The organism is Proteiniphilum sp. UBA5384 (assembly GCF_002410825.1).
In the GTDB taxonomy this organism is placed as follows: Bacteria; Bacteroidota; Bacteroidia; order Bacteroidales; family Dysgonomonadaceae; genus Proteiniphilum.
In genome coordinates, this window is record NZ_DHOS01000068.1 from 13,444 (window position 1) to 29,630 (window position 16,187).

Annotated in this window: 11 protein-coding genes and 2 pseudogenes; 5 read left to right on the forward strand and 8 right to left on the reverse strand. The window is 39.5% G+C overall.

Annotation, left to right across the window (positions count from 1 at the left end; all coding sequences use genetic code 11):
- Positions 1–3: 3 nt before the first annotated feature.
- Genes B4G81_RS13420 through B4G81_RS13435 form a run of 4 tightly spaced genes read right to left on the reverse strand, consistent with a single transcriptional unit; the run spans position 4 to position 9,563 of the window.
- Positions 4–1,713, reverse strand: a complete 1,710-nt coding sequence (locus B4G81_RS13420) for a RagB/SusD family nutrient uptake outer membrane protein (RefSeq protein ID WP_414703206.1) — start codon at positions 1,711–1,713, stop codon at positions 4–6.
- An 18-nt stretch (positions 1,714–1,731) separates the two neighbouring features.
- A complete protein-coding gene (locus B4G81_RS13425; protein WP_294083336.1) occupies positions 1,732–4,611 on the reverse strand; it encodes a hypothetical protein in 2,880 nt (959 codons plus the stop codon).
- Positions 4,612–4,647: 36 nt separating this feature from the next.
- Entirely contained in the window at positions 4,648–6,432 is a 1,785-nt protein-coding gene (locus B4G81_RS13430; RefSeq protein WP_294083338.1) for a RagB/SusD family nutrient uptake outer membrane protein, read from the reverse strand.
- 11 nt (positions 6,433–6,443) lie between these two features.
- Positions 6,444–9,563 (reverse strand): SusC/RagA family TonB-linked outer membrane protein, encoded by a 3,120-nt coding sequence (locus B4G81_RS13435; RefSeq protein ID WP_294083340.1) that lies wholly within the window; start codon positions 9,561–9,563, stop codon positions 6,444–6,446.
- 845 nt (positions 9,564–10,408) lie between these two features.
- Between B4G81_RS13435 and B4G81_RS15360 the strand changes: the two are divergent.
- The 4 genes and pseudogenes from B4G81_RS15360 to B4G81_RS13450 all read left to right on the forward strand — a co-directional run.
- Positions 10,409–10,573 (forward strand): annotated as a pseudogene (locus B4G81_RS15360) (transposase family protein); the annotation flags it as partial.
- Between the two features lie 198 nt (positions 10,574–10,771).
- A complete protein-coding gene (locus B4G81_RS13440; protein WP_294083341.1) occupies positions 10,772–11,119 on the forward strand; it encodes a transposase in 348 nt (115 codons plus the stop codon).
- A 505-nt stretch (positions 11,120–11,624) separates the two neighbouring features.
- The gene (locus B4G81_RS13445) at positions 11,625–11,975 is read left to right on the forward strand and encodes a transposase (RefSeq protein ID WP_294083342.1); all 351 of its coding nucleotides are present in this window, start codon (positions 11,625–11,627) and stop codon (positions 11,973–11,975) included.
- Between the two features lie 119 nt (positions 11,976–12,094).
- A complete protein-coding gene (locus tag B4G81_RS13450; protein WP_294083343.1) occupies positions 12,095–12,250 on the forward strand; it encodes a hypothetical protein in 156 nt (51 codons plus the stop codon).
- 205 nt (positions 12,251–12,455) lie between these two features.
- On the opposite strand, the gene B4G81_RS15365 is transcribed toward B4G81_RS13450, so the two are convergent.
- The gene (locus tag B4G81_RS15365; RefSeq protein WP_414703207.1) at positions 12,456–12,707 is read right to left on the reverse strand and encodes a transposase domain-containing protein; all 252 of its coding nucleotides are present in this window, start codon (positions 12,705–12,707) and stop codon (positions 12,456–12,458) included.
- Between the two features lie 26 nt (positions 12,708–12,733).
- Positions 12,734–12,967: pseudogene (locus B4G81_RS13455) on the reverse strand (IS66 family transposase); the annotation flags it as partial.
- 210 nt (positions 12,968–13,177) lie between these two features.
- Here B4G81_RS13455 and B4G81_RS13460 point away from each other — a divergent pair.
- Positions 13,178–13,420: a hypothetical protein gene (locus B4G81_RS13460; RefSeq protein ID WP_294083345.1), complete on the forward strand. Its 243-nt coding sequence runs from the start codon at positions 13,178–13,180 to the stop codon at positions 13,418–13,420.
- A gap of 248 nt (positions 13,421–13,668) precedes the next feature.
- Here the strand turns inward: B4G81_RS13460 and B4G81_RS13465 are convergent, their stop codons facing one another.
- On the reverse strand, positions 13,669–15,951 hold the full coding sequence (locus tag B4G81_RS13465; RefSeq protein ID WP_294083347.1) for a family 78 glycoside hydrolase catalytic domain: 2,283 nt from the start codon (positions 15,949–15,951) through the stop codon (positions 13,669–13,671).
- Positions 15,948–16,187 (reverse strand): helix-turn-helix domain-containing protein (locus tag B4G81_RS13470; RefSeq protein WP_294083350.1); only part of this gene is annotated, 240 nt, incomplete at its 5' end. The genes B4G81_RS13465 and B4G81_RS13470, both read right to left, overlap by 4 nt.

Here is a 16,187-nt window from a genome sequence, read left to right on the forward strand (position 1 = left end):
CAATTAATCCCAACCTCTGTTTTGAATGATATTATATTTTAATGTTTCCGAGTATGGTATAGGACCGTATATCATGTAAGGTTCATAATTCCTCTGTTCCACATCGAATGAAGTTAAGGTCTGTAGGTCTAACCCTCTTACTGTTTCATTCATGGTTGTCAGATCACTCCAGCGCCTGAGATCCCAAAATCGAAAACCTTCAAAACAAAGCTCTATCCTTCTCTCATTCCGGATCAACGATGCCAAGTCTGTTGCATCTAATCCATCTACATAGTTTGTGGAGGTTATACCCGCTCTGGTTCTGATCCTATTAATAATATCGCGGGCTGTAAATCCACCGATACTTCCATCAGGTCCAACAACCTGATTAGCGGCCTCTGCAAAAATAAGGAGTGCCTCTGTAAATCGTGCGTAAACATAATAATGTGGGGTAGAAACCACACCGGTCGTTGGAGGCAAAACTACATTTCCATCCAATAGTTTACGCATGTAGTAACCTGTACGAGTTGAATATATGGTTTTGCCCACAGGATCCTTATCTCCGTTTTTTAGATTTAGGATGATATTTTTGTCAGTCTTAGAATTGTTATGAAAAATATATTTATCAAGACGTGGATCACGATTTTGATAAGGATTCGCAGGATCGTAGAGTGTGGACACAGACATAGGATTTCCGGTTTTGTCGCCAAAAGCATCGACTAAATTTTGTGACGGGGATACTAAGCCCTTTCCATTCAGGGAAGGAGGGTAATAGTCCGATTCCCAAGCATTTTTCTGTGGAACAATAGTCGAGTACCAGAAAACTTCTGAATTGTCGTCGAAATATGACAAGTTGGAAGTACGGGCCTGGAGATAAAACTGCACATCCTTAGCGTCCATCTTGTCAAATCCATTTAGGGCAATGATCTCTGCTGCTAATTCGGCGGTCTCCTGCATGGTAATCCCACTTTCCTTAAAAGCATCGCTGGCAGCGGTCAAGGCAACCCTCGCCTTGATCAATTTAGTAGTGATTCCATTAATTCTGTTATGATAACGAGCACCCTTTGTCTCCTTTTCCTCTGAGTTAAGTCCTTCATCCGTCCAACGTAAGGGTAAAAGTTCGTTGGCTTTGTTACAATCATCAAAAATTTGTGCAACACAATCTGCATAAGTATTTCGGGGTAGCTTGGCACTTTCGGTATCTAGAGTGGATGAAGTCACAATAGGGTAACCCAAAAGCTCGCCAGTTTCACTTTTACCACCGACCTCTTGCAGAAGCAGATATCCAAGATACGCACGGAGTCCATATGCTTCACCCTTCAACCTGTCCCGGAACAGATTTTTTTTTATCTCTGAACTGGACCATTTGACCTGATCCACATTTTCAAGAAATATATTAACCTGGATTAAGGCACTGTACCAGGTTGTATAGTTACTTAAAGGATTGTTTCGGGAAGACCAGCCGCCAGTAGCTACGTTGATTATGGTATGCGTAAGATTGTTAGTTACTGCATCATCAGCGCCAAACTCACTGGGCATAAGGTAGTTTGTCGGCAAAATATCATATGCCTTCAATAGAACTCCTTCGGCCATTTCGGGGTTATTCCAAACAATTTGAGCATCGTATTTTCCGGTTACTTCATATGGTTCTAAAAAATCACTGCACCCCGTCAGTAGTAACAATATCGTTAGAAATAAGAACCCAATATAATAATTTATTTTAAATATTTCCATATTTTTAATTGTTTACTTTTAAAATGTGACTATTGCACCTATCGAAAAGATTCTACTTTGAGGGGCGCTGCCAAAATTAAGTTCCAATACCTCACGATCTTTTGCTAACATTAAAATGTTTGTACCCCTACAATATAACTTCATACGAAAAGCATCCGGATTATCTTTGAACAATAGCTGATATGACAACTGGGTCGACTCTATACCGAACTGGGCGCGTTCATATAGCCAAAAGGTAGAGTTTCTATAGTTATTGGAACTACTACCCAGTGATAGTCTCGGATAGACTGAATATGCATCCGGGTTTTCAGGGCTATACGAATGGAGGGCTTCAATCGAATATTTGGCTTCATTCCCTTTAAACCAATAGTATTCGGAATTTTTGTAATCCTGTCCTCCCCAGCTCATTATCGGTAATAAAAATAACTCCCACTGTTTATATATTAAACCGATGTTGAAGGACAAAAAGTTGTTATTGGAATTTCGTCCAATGATGGTCTGGTCATCATCATTGATAACGCCATCTTTATTATAATCCAAATATTTAATATCGCCCGGTTTCACATCTCCCCATGTCGGTGTGGGGATATCGTCATTCAAGGTACCATCGGTTGCGAAATCAGTATCAAGAAATAAGCGCTCTGCTATTAAGCCCCACATCGCTCTTGCATCCTTGTTTACTTTTGAGAGATGTTTATTTTCAGGTTCGACATACTGAGTTTCAGCAATTTTTTTTATTTTTGCTACGCTCAATGTATAATATGCTCCCAGGCCCAGATGAAAGTCGCCCAATTTCTTATTTAATTTCAACCCTATATTGAGAGTCTGATAATTGGTGGCATTATAATTAGAAAATGGAATTATTGCGCCTAAGGTGTTGGGTTTTATTGCGCCCATATTAGTGACATTATCAAACGAATAACTATTGGTAAATGTGATGTTAAATTTCAATTGATTATTGAACGTACTCATATCCATTCCGACCGATAGTTCATTGCGTCGTTCCCAGTCAATATGATTGTCTATATTCTCTAACTTAATAGATCTGTTACTTATCAATCCGTTATTATAAGTAAATATATAGGAATTTGCAAAGATATCTTCGTTAAGGAAATAGCCTAAATAAGGCCCATTTGTAAATGGGTCTGACACAAACTGACCGTAACTAGCTCTTAATTTCAAATAATTGATCAGGCTATTCCCATTCAGAAAATCTTCCTCGCTGATGATCCATGCTGCTCCTGTTGACTTGGAGAATCCATAACGTTTGGAAGGTTTTACCTTCATACTGCTTTGCCCGAGTAAAGCGCCCTCTATGATATACTTATCGGACAACATGTAGGACGCTTGTCCTCCAAAGGCCAATTTACGGGGAGCCTGAACCAGATCGTTTTCATTGTAATAACTTCCGTAGCCCAAGCCCACAGCAGATATCCGGTGTTCATCAAAAGTACGATCATAGTTAAGTGTATAGTTCCATTTGACACTCTGATTAACCACTCCTGCGTTATTATTTATAGTTTGTTTAGTCGTGACTTTATCGACTCCAATCTGGGTAACCGGAAAATTATTATCCACATTGACAGAACCGGGCTCATAAACCGAGTACGTGTTGTTGATCATCTGCTGAAAAACATTGTAAAAATCGAAACTAACCGCTCCATGTGCACTTAAGCCCGTCGTGATCCGTTTTAAATCTACGTGATACCCTATTAGCGATTGTACATAACGCTGCATAAGCGATTGGGATCCATTTCTCAAGAGATCGCCATGCATCGTGTTTTGGTAGATTGAAGTGCCTCCTAATAAAAAAGCTTCGTTCACAGTTGAATAATTAGGTAACGTCTCGAGGTTGGAAATACGTGATATGGGGATAAGTTCTGGAAAAGCGTTGGGTAAAAGTGAATTTGCTTTTGTCCAATAATTACCGATCCTTGGCCCCTTAGAAATATTATAGGAAGCAAGCACTTGACTGTTCATTTTCAGCCAGTTGTTTATCGTGAAATCTACTCGTCCCCTTACTCTCAGTTTATTATTTACCGTATTCTGGATTTGATTCCATCCGGGTGTATTAGTCCAATCCAGGCTTAGCATATATTGGGTTTTATCGTTACCTCCGGAAACCGTTCCATATACATTGGTATAGTTAGTCAGGTTCTTGACATATTTAGAACTGTAATAGTCATTGTCAGGATAGAGTACCGGGTCAATGCCATCACGTGTATTTTGAATCAGCTCCTGTGAATAAAAATCTACATTTGCCCCGTCGTTACGGTTAGCCATGTTATATGTTTCCATATAAGAGGCGGCATCCAGGAATTTCGGATAGGATATGGCTTGTTTTACTCCATGTTCTGCAAATAATTGCAACTTTTTTTCATTTGCTTTCCCTTTCTTAGTTGTGATCATGATTACCGGTACGTCTGCTTCCATTCCGTATAACAGACGGGAAATGGCATCTTTCAATACAACAATCTGATCTACATCCTGAAGGGTGAGATTTTCAGATCCCATTGGTATGCCGTCGATAACTATCAATGCATTTCCAAGACCGTTGATATTTAATCCCCCCAGCGATCCCGCAACTTTCCCTACTATCGCACTATTCAGCATCGTACGGCTGTCACGGTTATACTCCTTTGATCCGTCAATAAAATCCACATCGCCTACAACACGATATTTTTCTTTGGCTAGGTAAGGTAAATTCACCATGACGTCCTCAGCTGTGTCTGCATCCAAATATAACTTAGTCACTCCTTTCGTAGACTGTCCTGTGTGGTCCACTTCAATACCCTGCACAGACACCGGTTCAGTTTTTTCTGAATTCTGTGCCATCAAACAAGTAGAAATGCCTAAGATAAATAAAGCCGACAATATTATTTTAAAATTTAATTTCATGTCTCATTATTTTTTTGTCATTAAGAATCTGTAGGTTTACTCCCAGCCAGGATTTTGTGGAAAATCAGAGTAAATTTGGGTTTGGGCTTGTGGAAAAGGCAACCAATAATTGCGTAATTCAAAAGTTCGTTTTAATAATTCCCTCCTACTAAAACTTGCCGGCGTCCAATCTTTATCAAAATCAAGAGTTAAAACTGAAGTATTATTTAATGCTTCGCCCGTTTTCCAACGTCGTATGTCATACCAAGGTTGCATTGCTTCACACAGGAATTCCACGAATCGTTCGTTGATAATCATTGTTCTGAAATCACCATGTGCTCCTCCTGTGGCTGTCGTTGGAACATGACCTGCTCGCATCCGTACTTTATTAACAGCTTCTAATGCCGTTAATGTAGCACCGTTAGCTTTTGAATTGGCATTTCCCGATGCTTCGTTCTGAGCCTCTGCATAAATTAAATAAACTTCCGCCAGCCGCATCAGTGGGGTCATTACTCTTAGGTTGTTGGTTGCAGCATTACTAGGCTTGGTAGTACACCCTTTAGGCCAGAACTTATGTGGGACATAACATGTCTGTGAAAAGGACTGTTTTGCCAGCATTGTTTTTCCTCCACTAAATAATTCTAATCGATAATTTGCTTTAGTATCATTCACAGGATTATCTCTGTCCACATAAACATTTGCTCGGAAACGAGGATCTCTATATCCCCAGCGTAGGTTGTTATCTTGGTCATATTCAATTTTGTATAAGGTTCCATCAGCCATTTCAAATCGATCAACAGTATTCTGAGTAATCCCTTCCGGTTGTGAGTTACTACCATAAGTTGCATTGTCGGGAATGATATATTTTAACCTGTTATTAAATAGTGCCCCACCACTCTCAGCCGACCTTATAAACCAACCATTTCTGCCCATAAGCGTTTCTTTAGTCCATACAACTCGATTATTAGTAGTAGCAAAAAGAGATGTATAATTGTTGAAATCGATTAAACCATAATCAGACGGATTTTCTTCAGCCAGTTTAATGGCAGTTCCAGCCACTTCTGCAGCACGACGCATATATTCCTTATCAGGGACGGGTGAATTACCAGAGAACTCATTCATTAAAGGAGAACCAGCATAGAGCAATGCTCGAGCCTGGTATGCAAGCGCGGTCATTTTGGTTATCCTCCCCATATTTATAGTTGGGTCTTCCCATACCAATGGTAGCAGCTCTGCAGCACGGATAAGGTCTTCCACAATATATTCCGTACAGGCTTGATAATCTCTTTTTTCCTTATATTCGTAAAATCTCGGTAGAGTGATCTCGTTGGCATCCAGTACGTGATTAATGTAGGGGATAGACCCCCAGGCCCCGAGTATTTCGAAATGAAAGAATGCTCGAAAGAACAACAATTGTCCTTCAATCTTTCGTTTCTCTTCCTCTGAGGCAACTAATTGTTCTAAATTGGCCAACCCCACATTGGCTATGCGGATTGCTTTCCAACCTTGTAACCACATACCTTGTTGATTGGAGCCGTTTGAAAAATATCCCCGACCCTGTATCGAAACATAGTCTCCTGAAAGCGCCCTGAAAGCGATTGAAATAGACCCAGCAGACTGGGTTTCACCTGCATAATTTGGAGATACTACATTGTCGTCCAATGGGTCACATATTAATTTGTATATCTGATCTACATATCCCTGAAAATTAAAATATGTACCGAACACATCTTTTTCCGTAACAGTGGATTCGGAGGGGATATCTAGATATTCCTTACATCCCCCCACGTTGATGAGGAATAAGCTGCAAACCAGGCTGTATATTAAGATATTATTTCTCATATCAATTTATTTTAAAAGGTTACCTGAAAACCTATATTATACAATTTGGTAGTTGGATAATTTCTGTAGTCCAAAGTCACCCCTTCCACATCGTAAGGGAGATTACTCCATAAAAACAAGTTATTGCCGTTAATATATAACCGGCAGTTATCCATGTTTAGTTTACTTATCCATTCTTTTGGAAAGGTATAACTCAGTTCGGCCGTTTTTAACCTCAGAAACGAAGCGTCGTACATGAAAGAATTACCCATGAATGTACCTCGTTGAGTATTTCTATTGAAGTTAAGCGCGCGATAACTCGGATTGGAATTTCCATATTCAGGGGTAAAGGTGTTGGCAATTTGTTCCGGATAGACTACAACTTTCGAATCTAAAAATTCTAAACGGGATAAATCGTTCATTTGGAGACTGGCGTTATAAGCGCCGTAAAAGAGTATATTTATCCCAAATCCCTTATAATCGCCACCAAATGAGAATCCATAGGTGTTTTGCGGGGAGTTGGAATATTGGTAAGGTACCACATCCTGTGAATTGATAATCCCATCCGCATTGTAATCGACCATCCGATAATCTCCGGGGATAAGTGTTGCGTTATTATTGAACCCGGATTCATAAAGTGTACCGGTATACATATTGTCCCACGACTGAATAATTTCGTCTATTACGTAGGTTCTGTTTTGCCCGATGGTGTACCCGGCTTGTTTTTGATAATTAGGTTTTAGCTCGGGGTCTTCTCTAAAAATAATCTTATTCACTGCTTTTGTCCAGTACGCTGAAAACCATGCATTTACTTCTCTAAGCCTTTTCTGTACCCTCATCTCCAATTCCAAACCACGAGATTTTACCTTTCCACTATTAACCGCTGAAGGTATAGCCCCGTAATAGTCTGGTACACTACGCTGATTTGCAGCAATTAACATGTCGTATCTGTACTCATCAAAATAGTCTACATTCCCGCTTATAGTACCATCTAAAAAGCCGAATTCTATTCCGATATTTTGTTTCCGAGCCGTTTCCCATTTTAAGTCAGGGTTCCCGACTGTTCCCTCCCTAAAAGCAATGTTATAAGGTGTATTTACCAGGGCTGAATTTCCAAAACGGGATAGATTGTCAGGATTATTTACAAAACTGCTAAGGTACGGCCACATACCCAATCCGCTGAAACTGTCGTTGCCGACAAAACCGATTGAATATTTGAGTTTCAAATTGCTAAGTAGAGAAGTTAGTTTTTTAACAAATTGCTCTTCTGATATTCGCCAGCCAACTGCTACTGATGGAAAAAAATCAAATCGACTCTTGGGACCAAACTTGGCAGAACCGTTATACGCGCCGTTAAATTCAAACAGGTATTTTCCTTGATAATCATATGTTACTCTGCTTACCCAGTCTTCACGCTTTGAAGGCCAGTCATCACCGGTAACAAAATTTTCCCTGCTCATAAGCATCAGAGCTCCGATCCGGTGTGAATCAAAAGTTCGGTCAAAGGTAAACCCAAATTCGTAATAAATATTTCGTAAAACATCCGACTCGACTGTCTCAAGAGAATAGGTCAAAGGAGAGGGCATTGGTTCAAAGCCAGTCGTTGTGCCCGGGATGGTATATACCCATTGGTCCGTCAGTCGGTCATAGTACTTCGTTGTATATGAGCCCATTTCGTCCCCAATTTCTCTCCCTCGGGTATTGAAATAATTGTCGAATGAAAATCTCCCTTTAAACTCCAATCCTTTCAGTAGAAAATCTAATTTTTGACGGAGCTGGAAATCGGAATTGAATGCATATCTGTTGTAGACATTGGTACCCATTGTCATTAAATCCATATAAGGATTCGTGTTATATTTAGCATCTCCACCACCATAAGTGCCATCAGAATAAATGGGGAGTGGCATGTTGGGACTGGATGTCATTAACCCTGACATAGTTTTCGGAAAGTTGCCGTTTGCCGTTTGTTGTTTACCAAAATATCCACTTAGGTTCACACCCAGTTGTGTTGTTTTGGTAATGCTAAAATCTAAGTTGCTACGAAAATTGAACCTGCGATAAGTATATTCTGGCGTTACTCCCTTGGCGTTCGGATTTGCTGTATTTAATATATCACCATCATTGATATAACCGACAGAAGCAAAGTATTTGACAAATTCGGTTCCCCCTGAAGCTGAAATATTGCTTTTCGTGGAAATTCCGTAATCACGGGTCATAAAATCAAACCAGTCCAGGTCAGGATATTTTTCTGTATCCACTTTGTCGCGATAATAATTCAATTCTCTTTCAGGAATATAAAAAGCGTTCCAAATTAAATCACCACCGACCGCTAATTCGCTGACAATAGCATAATTCCTCGCCAGAAGAGATTGATAAGAATCAACGGGTCCTTTCAACGATGAGATAGTTTTGGCTGAAACGTTACTCTCAAAAGTAATTTTTGCTTTTCCTAATTGTCCTCGTTTTGTGGTGATCAAAATAACACCGTTGGCACCTTTCACACCGAAAACGGCGGTTGCACTTGCATCTTTGAGCACCGAGAATGATTCAATTTCATTAATATCAATGTCGTTCATTCCTCGTTCCATTCCATCAACCAGTATTAATGGTGCTGAATTGTTCCAGGTAGTGGCACCGCGGATCTGTATAGAGGACGCTGATCCCCAGCCCGTATGGCTATCTCCGCCAGGGATACCAGTTGATGTCATTACCGTTACCCCTGGCATGCTGCCGCTTAAAGCATCCGTCATATTGGAAACGACTCCCCGCTCTTTAACTTTATCACTATTAACCTGGGTTACCGATCCTACTAAAGTTTCCTTTTTTTGGGTACCATAACCAACAATCACAATTTCTTCGATTTCAGTAATGGCTTCCAGAAGTGTAATCTTAAAGTCGGTTTTTTGATTAATCTGAATTTCCTGTGTGATATATCCGATGAATGAAAATTGGATGATCTGATCTCCTTGAGGGACCATCAACCTAAATAATCCATCAACATCGGTAATTGTGCCAACGGTTGTTCCTTTTACAAGGACTGTAACTCCAGGAATAGGATTCTCATCTGCGTCGTAAACTACCCCTGTAATTAATTTGTCAGCCGTAGACAACACTACTTCAGAATTTTCAAATTGCATTCTACCTTCTGGCAAATCATACTTTTTGATTTCGGTTTGATAGTCAACAATCTTGAATATTTTTTCAGATGAATTAAACATTTTCTTAGTGTTCGTAATATGATCTGAGTAGGATTCAACGGCTGTAATAGAGGTTACCGGAATAATCAATAGTAACAGACATAATTTCACTGATTGTGATAACTTCTTAAAGCTCCTATTGAAAAGAACTTTGAACTGTTCTTTATTCATAAATTTGTTTTAAGTTTATAGATATATCCTTTATTAAATCTAAATATTATTCGTTGAGAATTACAATAGTCATGCGGCAACGGTTCGATCATGCCGTTTATGATTTTTACACATTTGCAAAAATGATAAAAATCAACTGTCTTTTTCTGTTTTAATCATGTTTATAGATATATAAAATATAAATCATATAGTTAATAAATATTCTGAAGCATTATTTTTTAGCTCGTCAAATACAAATTTTTTTTAAAAATTGATATTATAAAATTTGTTTAAATCTATCTTGTTGCAAAGATATACTCTTCTAAACTTTGAGTAATTACTAAATATGATATAAAAACTAATATAAATGATATTTCAAACAATAGATTTATTAGTCGTTTTAATCAGTAACTTCGCATGGTTCTTCGTCACTTTAGGTGGTAGTGAAAAATATTGTTATTTAGCAATATAAAAATCAGATAATCAGCAAAATAACATCATAAAAATTAGGTTTTGACAATATTTATTATTAACTTTAATGCGTTGTTTATTAAATGTTTATCGCAAATGAAGAGAGTTTAAAAGGTAAGAAAAATATCTCGTTTCAGTCATTAATACAACTCCCGGGAATAAGATTGAAAGAAATCTCCATGGATGAGGATCAATTCTTCGTGTCAGCAGAAATTGCATCCAAATATGGTTTTTGTCCTTTATGTGATTCAAAAAGTAAGCATCTGCATAGTTACTATTGCAGGAAGTTGAAAGATCTTCCAATAATATCCAGATCTGTTAATATAGAACTTACAGTAAGAAAGATTTTCTGTGACAATCCAAAGCGTTCGAGAAAAGTTTTTTCGCAGCAATTACCAGATAAAGTGGTTTCATATTCACGCAGAACATCACGAGCTAACGAGAGATTACTCCATTTAAGTAAGGAGACATCAGCAAACAAAGGCTCATGGATTTCTGAACAAATGATGCTCCGGGTCAGTTCCTCAACGTATCTTGGAATAATGCACAAATGTAATGTTTCGCCGCCGGCAAAAATTACGCATTTAGGAATCGATGATTGGGCCTGCCACAAGGGGCATACCTATGGTACGATTGTAGTAGATAGAGAAACAGGTAAAACAGTAGGAGTATTAAAGAGCCGGGAAAAAGAGGATACGGCAGAATGGCTCCGACAGTATCCCAACATCAGAACCATCACACGTGACCGGGGCGATTGTTACATTCAGGCCGTCAGTGAAGCCTTGCCTCATGCAATTCAAATTGCCGATCGATTTCATCTGATAGTGAATTACTCCGATCATGTCATAAGTACTGTCAAGAATTTATATCCAGACTCAAAACAGGAATAGTAGCAAAAAATACTGACATTCCGGAAAATGATGGTATTATTATTCAAAAGATAATCGATCTTAGTGCCGCTTCTACTGTTCAAGCTGATACAAATAAGTGTACTTTAATAAAGCGAGCAAGAGATCTCGACAAGCGAAATTATTCCATGAGATCAATAGCCCGGATATTAAATCTTGATTTCAGAACGGTTCGAAAGTATATCCACATGGAAAAAGACCAAATCCTTACAATAAGAAAAACATTCGTTGATTACACGGTGTATCTGGATGACTTGATTGAGGGATATCGTAAAGGAGAAAGTCTTAGTTTGATTTTCAGAAGGATAAAAATAAAAGGCTTCAAAGGTTCATTAAGGGGATTAACGATCCGTTTTGGTAAGCTATACAAGGGCCGTATGGAAAGAAGAGTATCGTGTGTCTCAAAAAAAGAAACCATAAAATTCCCGAGAATATTTTCATGCAGAAAAAGTTGCATCTATCTTACAAATAAAACTATGAAAAAATATTGTCACCAGTTGAGGTCGGATGGTATGAACATCTCAGAAAAGAAAATCCGACACTTCAAAGTCTTTGGGACTTGTCAAACAACTTCAGATCAATTTTTGCAGAAAGATCCATAAAGAAATTCCACGAATGGATTCAACAGGTCGGGCGATCTGACTTCAGGGAATTAAGAAACTTCGCATGTGGTTTGCAGAAGAATTTGAAAGCTGTTGAAGCATCCATAATCTATGATTTTAACAATGGAATCACAGAGGGTTGTGTAAACAGATTAAAGAATATAAAGAAGCAGATGTACGGAAGAGCAAGCTTTGATTTACTGAGAAAGAAAGTAATTCTTTCTAAATGGGGATAACCACCAAAAGTGACGAAGAACCGGCTGAATGTACAGAAATTGGCAAGATGGCATGTACATAAAAAGAGTTAAAAAGAAGAGTCTTCATATCTTTGTAATTCACCAAAAGCACAAAGACAATGAAGACTCAAGCACAAACCCTTAGAAAGGTTTTTATGTGGTACGAAGTTAAAGAACTTTCCAGTATTCCGGGCAATTCGGATAATAAAATTGCACAAAAGTTGGGTATTGATCGCCGAAAAGTTTCTAGGTACAAGCAGATGAGCGAAGAATAATTTCATGATTTTATTTGAGGAAACAGCGTGTATAATAATAGCTTGTTCTGTCGCCATATTACCTGGGCGGCAGTAGTCTCAGGGTTTATTTTTGTCCTTGTCCTGTCACGCAGCCGTTGTAAATATGTCTTTTTCCAAACAGCTCCATATCCCGTCTGTCATGGGCGTATTGTGAAAGAAGGGTAAAAACTCCATTTTTGCAGGTTTATCCAATTATGGGTAGTAATTCCGACAAGCGTGAGGCTTTGTGTATAGGTATTCTGCTTATGACATCTGTTAACCACTTGTGAGGATTTATATCGATATTCTTACAGCAGGCGAAGAAGGAGTACATCATCGCGTTACATGCTGCTCCCTCGTGGCTTCCAGCAAACATGTAATTTTTTCTCCCCAGCGCCAAAACGCGGATGCGGTTTTCGATTAAATTATTGTCAATCTCGTAGAGCCCGTCTCTCATGTTTCGCTCCAGGCATTCTCAAACATTCAACGTGTAAGTCGTATGCCTATCGGTGAGCGGGGGAGGATGATATTCATGCGCCACTCCTCCAGCTGCTCTTTTAGTTCTTTCATCATCGGGACAGATTCCTTGATACGTAATTCATGATGTTGTTCCGGGTTCAATGCCTTCATGCGGGCTTCATCCTCTACCTTATAGAGACGGGCAAACAGCTCCAACACGCGGCACGAACGCGCGGGGTCACTCTCTTTCGAGTGTTCAAATTTACGTCTTTTATCAAAACCTTTTTATAACAGAAGTTATTAAAACTTCAGTTAAATCAAAAGTACCATTGATTCGATATCGTGAACTCTATGATAGACAATATATGTTTTGATAATATTCCACTGATTAAATTACTCCTGCCTATATATCTTTTCGGTTGATGAAAATACATTCATCAATCAAAATTTATTGAAGGTATGGATGAAATGAAAATCGCAAGAGACGAATTGTTATCTCATGAAGAATTACTTGTAAAAGAATACAAGCTAACTCAACAGACGGGATCAAGACATATTTGCCGTATCCGTGAACTGGTGGTTTTCATGCAGGAGCATAGTCGTGATATCTATAGGGAAGAGGTCGGAATGTCTTTTCTTAAAAGTTTGGAGTTCACAGACTCGAAATACAAATACACAACATCGAGCGGGGGCGGTCTTCTTGTTGAATAATTTCCTTAAAGGTTTGCCGTACCGACCAAAATATCGTGAAGGTGATTTTACACTTTTCCCGGTAAACTGGGGATGGAAGCCAAAAGCTTCACATCTCTTCGCAGCAGGGAGTACGGGTTCAGTGATTCAACAATACAGTTTGCGTGAACACATGCTCGGTCAAAAAGCTTAGGAATAATGTTAAGAGTAAAGAAATTCTCATTTTTTTATGTATTAATGGCTCTTTTAAGCAGAAATCTAAAATTGAATTACCGTTTCACCGTGAAAGTATATCTTCCCGATCCTACGGTTTCGATTACCGAAAAGCCATTTTCTTGTCGGTATGGAACAGGTCTGTCATCCATGAGAACGGTCATTTGTTTTGATAAAAATGGAAGTTGTATCTCAGCCGTTGTATTGGCTGGAATATCGACTTCAAGACGGAATGATTCTCCCGAGCGATTGATAAAGCTTACAAACACATTACCTTTTATGGTTGGATGTTTAATTTCAGCTGACTCCAACGATCCGGGCTGTGGCTTGATTCTGATCTTCTGGAATCCCGGCTCTAAAGGTTCAATTCCCATTAGCTTGCGGGGTATTAGGTTGGCGGGGGCCGCACCCCAAGCATGATTCCAGTCTTGGTTTGGTTTGTATTTGTTGTCCCATGCCTCCATTGTGATGGTGGAGCCGGCACGGATCATATTGTACCAACTTCTTTCGTCTGTTGAGGTTAGTAGTTGTAATCCATATTCAGCATCGTGCGCATCGTACAGGGCGTCCAGCAGGAATTGTGAGCCATATACACTGCATGCCATTCCACGGGATCGAATAAACTCCAATATTTTGTCAACCCGCTTTTCGGGTACCAATCCGAAGGCGAGTGGAAACATGTTCGCATGAAGTGATGCGTGATTGGTTCCTATGCCGTCTACGTATATACTTCTTTTCTTATCAAAAAGATGAGTGTTGAAAAGCTGTTTTAGTCTGTTTGCTTTTTCTATATAATATGACTGGTCGTTTTCTTTCCCCAGTACTTTCGCAATGCGTGCCATCAGGGTTAAAGCCCGGTAATGATAAGCATTGACCACCGTGTTGATATCGGTAAAGACAAAACCATCCGTTTCACCGCCTTTCTCTTTTTCCAATCCAAGAATACCAGTGTGTGGCCAATCAACAATATCACGTAATTGCCCATCGAAGTGAATCGATTGAAGCACTTCTGGAGTCACTTTTCCGGTTCGGGTACTGATAAAGCCATCCTGATCAGCAAGTGCTGTAAGTGATTTAGCTTTCAGATCATCATAAAAATGTTCCAATGAAAGTGTATTCCCCGTATACATGTAATCCTCCCACGCCATCAGGACAGATTGAAGGATCCACTCGGTGGGCCATGTGGGATGGTGAATCAGGTACTCGTGGGTATATCTTGCCATACTGTAGTCACGTGCCATACTATAGTGCGACAACTGATTGATTAAGGCATCGGCTTCATAGGGAATTCTTTCCCGATCGCCATCTATGTATACGCCTAAAAAGGAGGTGGCTTTTATGGAGTATTCACTAATGTCCCATACTTGATTTAATACCGTGTCGGAGCTATGAAAACAGGATTTCTTCTCGCTGAATGGATAAAAAACGGTTTCACGCACCAAGTCTTTTTCTTGTAACGGATGGGTATAGTTCTCTATTTCGCAATAGCGAAAAGGGGTTACCTCTCCAATATACCGCGGCATCAAGACTGCCTGTGGACCTGTATTTCTTTTATCGGGACGAATCGCGATCACGTAGGTGTTCCATCCTTTTTTTGGCATGACGGAGTAACGAGAATATCGGATGGAACCGGAAGGGGATCTATCGACCCTGCCCTCTTTGAAGGCTTCTCCCAAGTGAATTATTACGGTGTCTGTACCGGTGCAGGAGTAGAGGTTGACACGCAATCTCCCGAAAGAGGCTTTCCCGAAATCCGCAAGATAGGTTTTATCGTTTACCCTTTTCATCACTATAGGATAATCATCTTCTTTTTGGAGCGGATACCTGTCGGTGGAGTAGTCTAAGAAAGAATCAGACGTTTTAAAACGGGAGATCTCTGAGAACGTGGACTCATTCCCGTGATTATCCCATATTTTCACTTTCCAGAAATAAACTTTTCCCGTTTCGAGTTGCCTTCCTCCGTATGGAATATTAATGGATTGGCTGCTATTCACCTTTTCCGTATCCCACAAGTCGGCAGAGTCTCGGATCAACAGACGTTTATCAGACGCTATCAATAACCGATAAGCGGATTGTTCTGTGTTGTTCTTCGAAGTGGCAATCATCCATCCGAATGTGGGATTTTGTGTGCTGATCTCGATAAACTGATAATTCTCTTGGTGAACTATCGCTTCTTCCAATGGAGTGGGAACGGGATAACCGTTTAAGAACACCTGTCCGGTATTACATAACATGTTTACTGTTAATCCATGAAGTGTTGGTATCCCTTCTGCCCGTGCTATGAGACATCCGCCCAGAAGTAGCAATAACTTTAACGATAAACGGTGTCTTAATTTCATGCCGATCTTTGTTTTACTCTCCCTAAATTCCTGTATTCCATGGGAGTGAGTCCTACTCTTTTTTTGAAGAAGGAGAGGAAATATTCATAGGAACTGAAATTTAACTCATAGGAAATCTCCTTGATAGAATGATTTGTTTCGGCCAGCAACTCTTTTGCTTTACGGAGCTTTAATTCCTGAAAATATTGCGCCGGCGCATATCCGGTATATTCTTTAAATACCTTTCTGAACAAGGA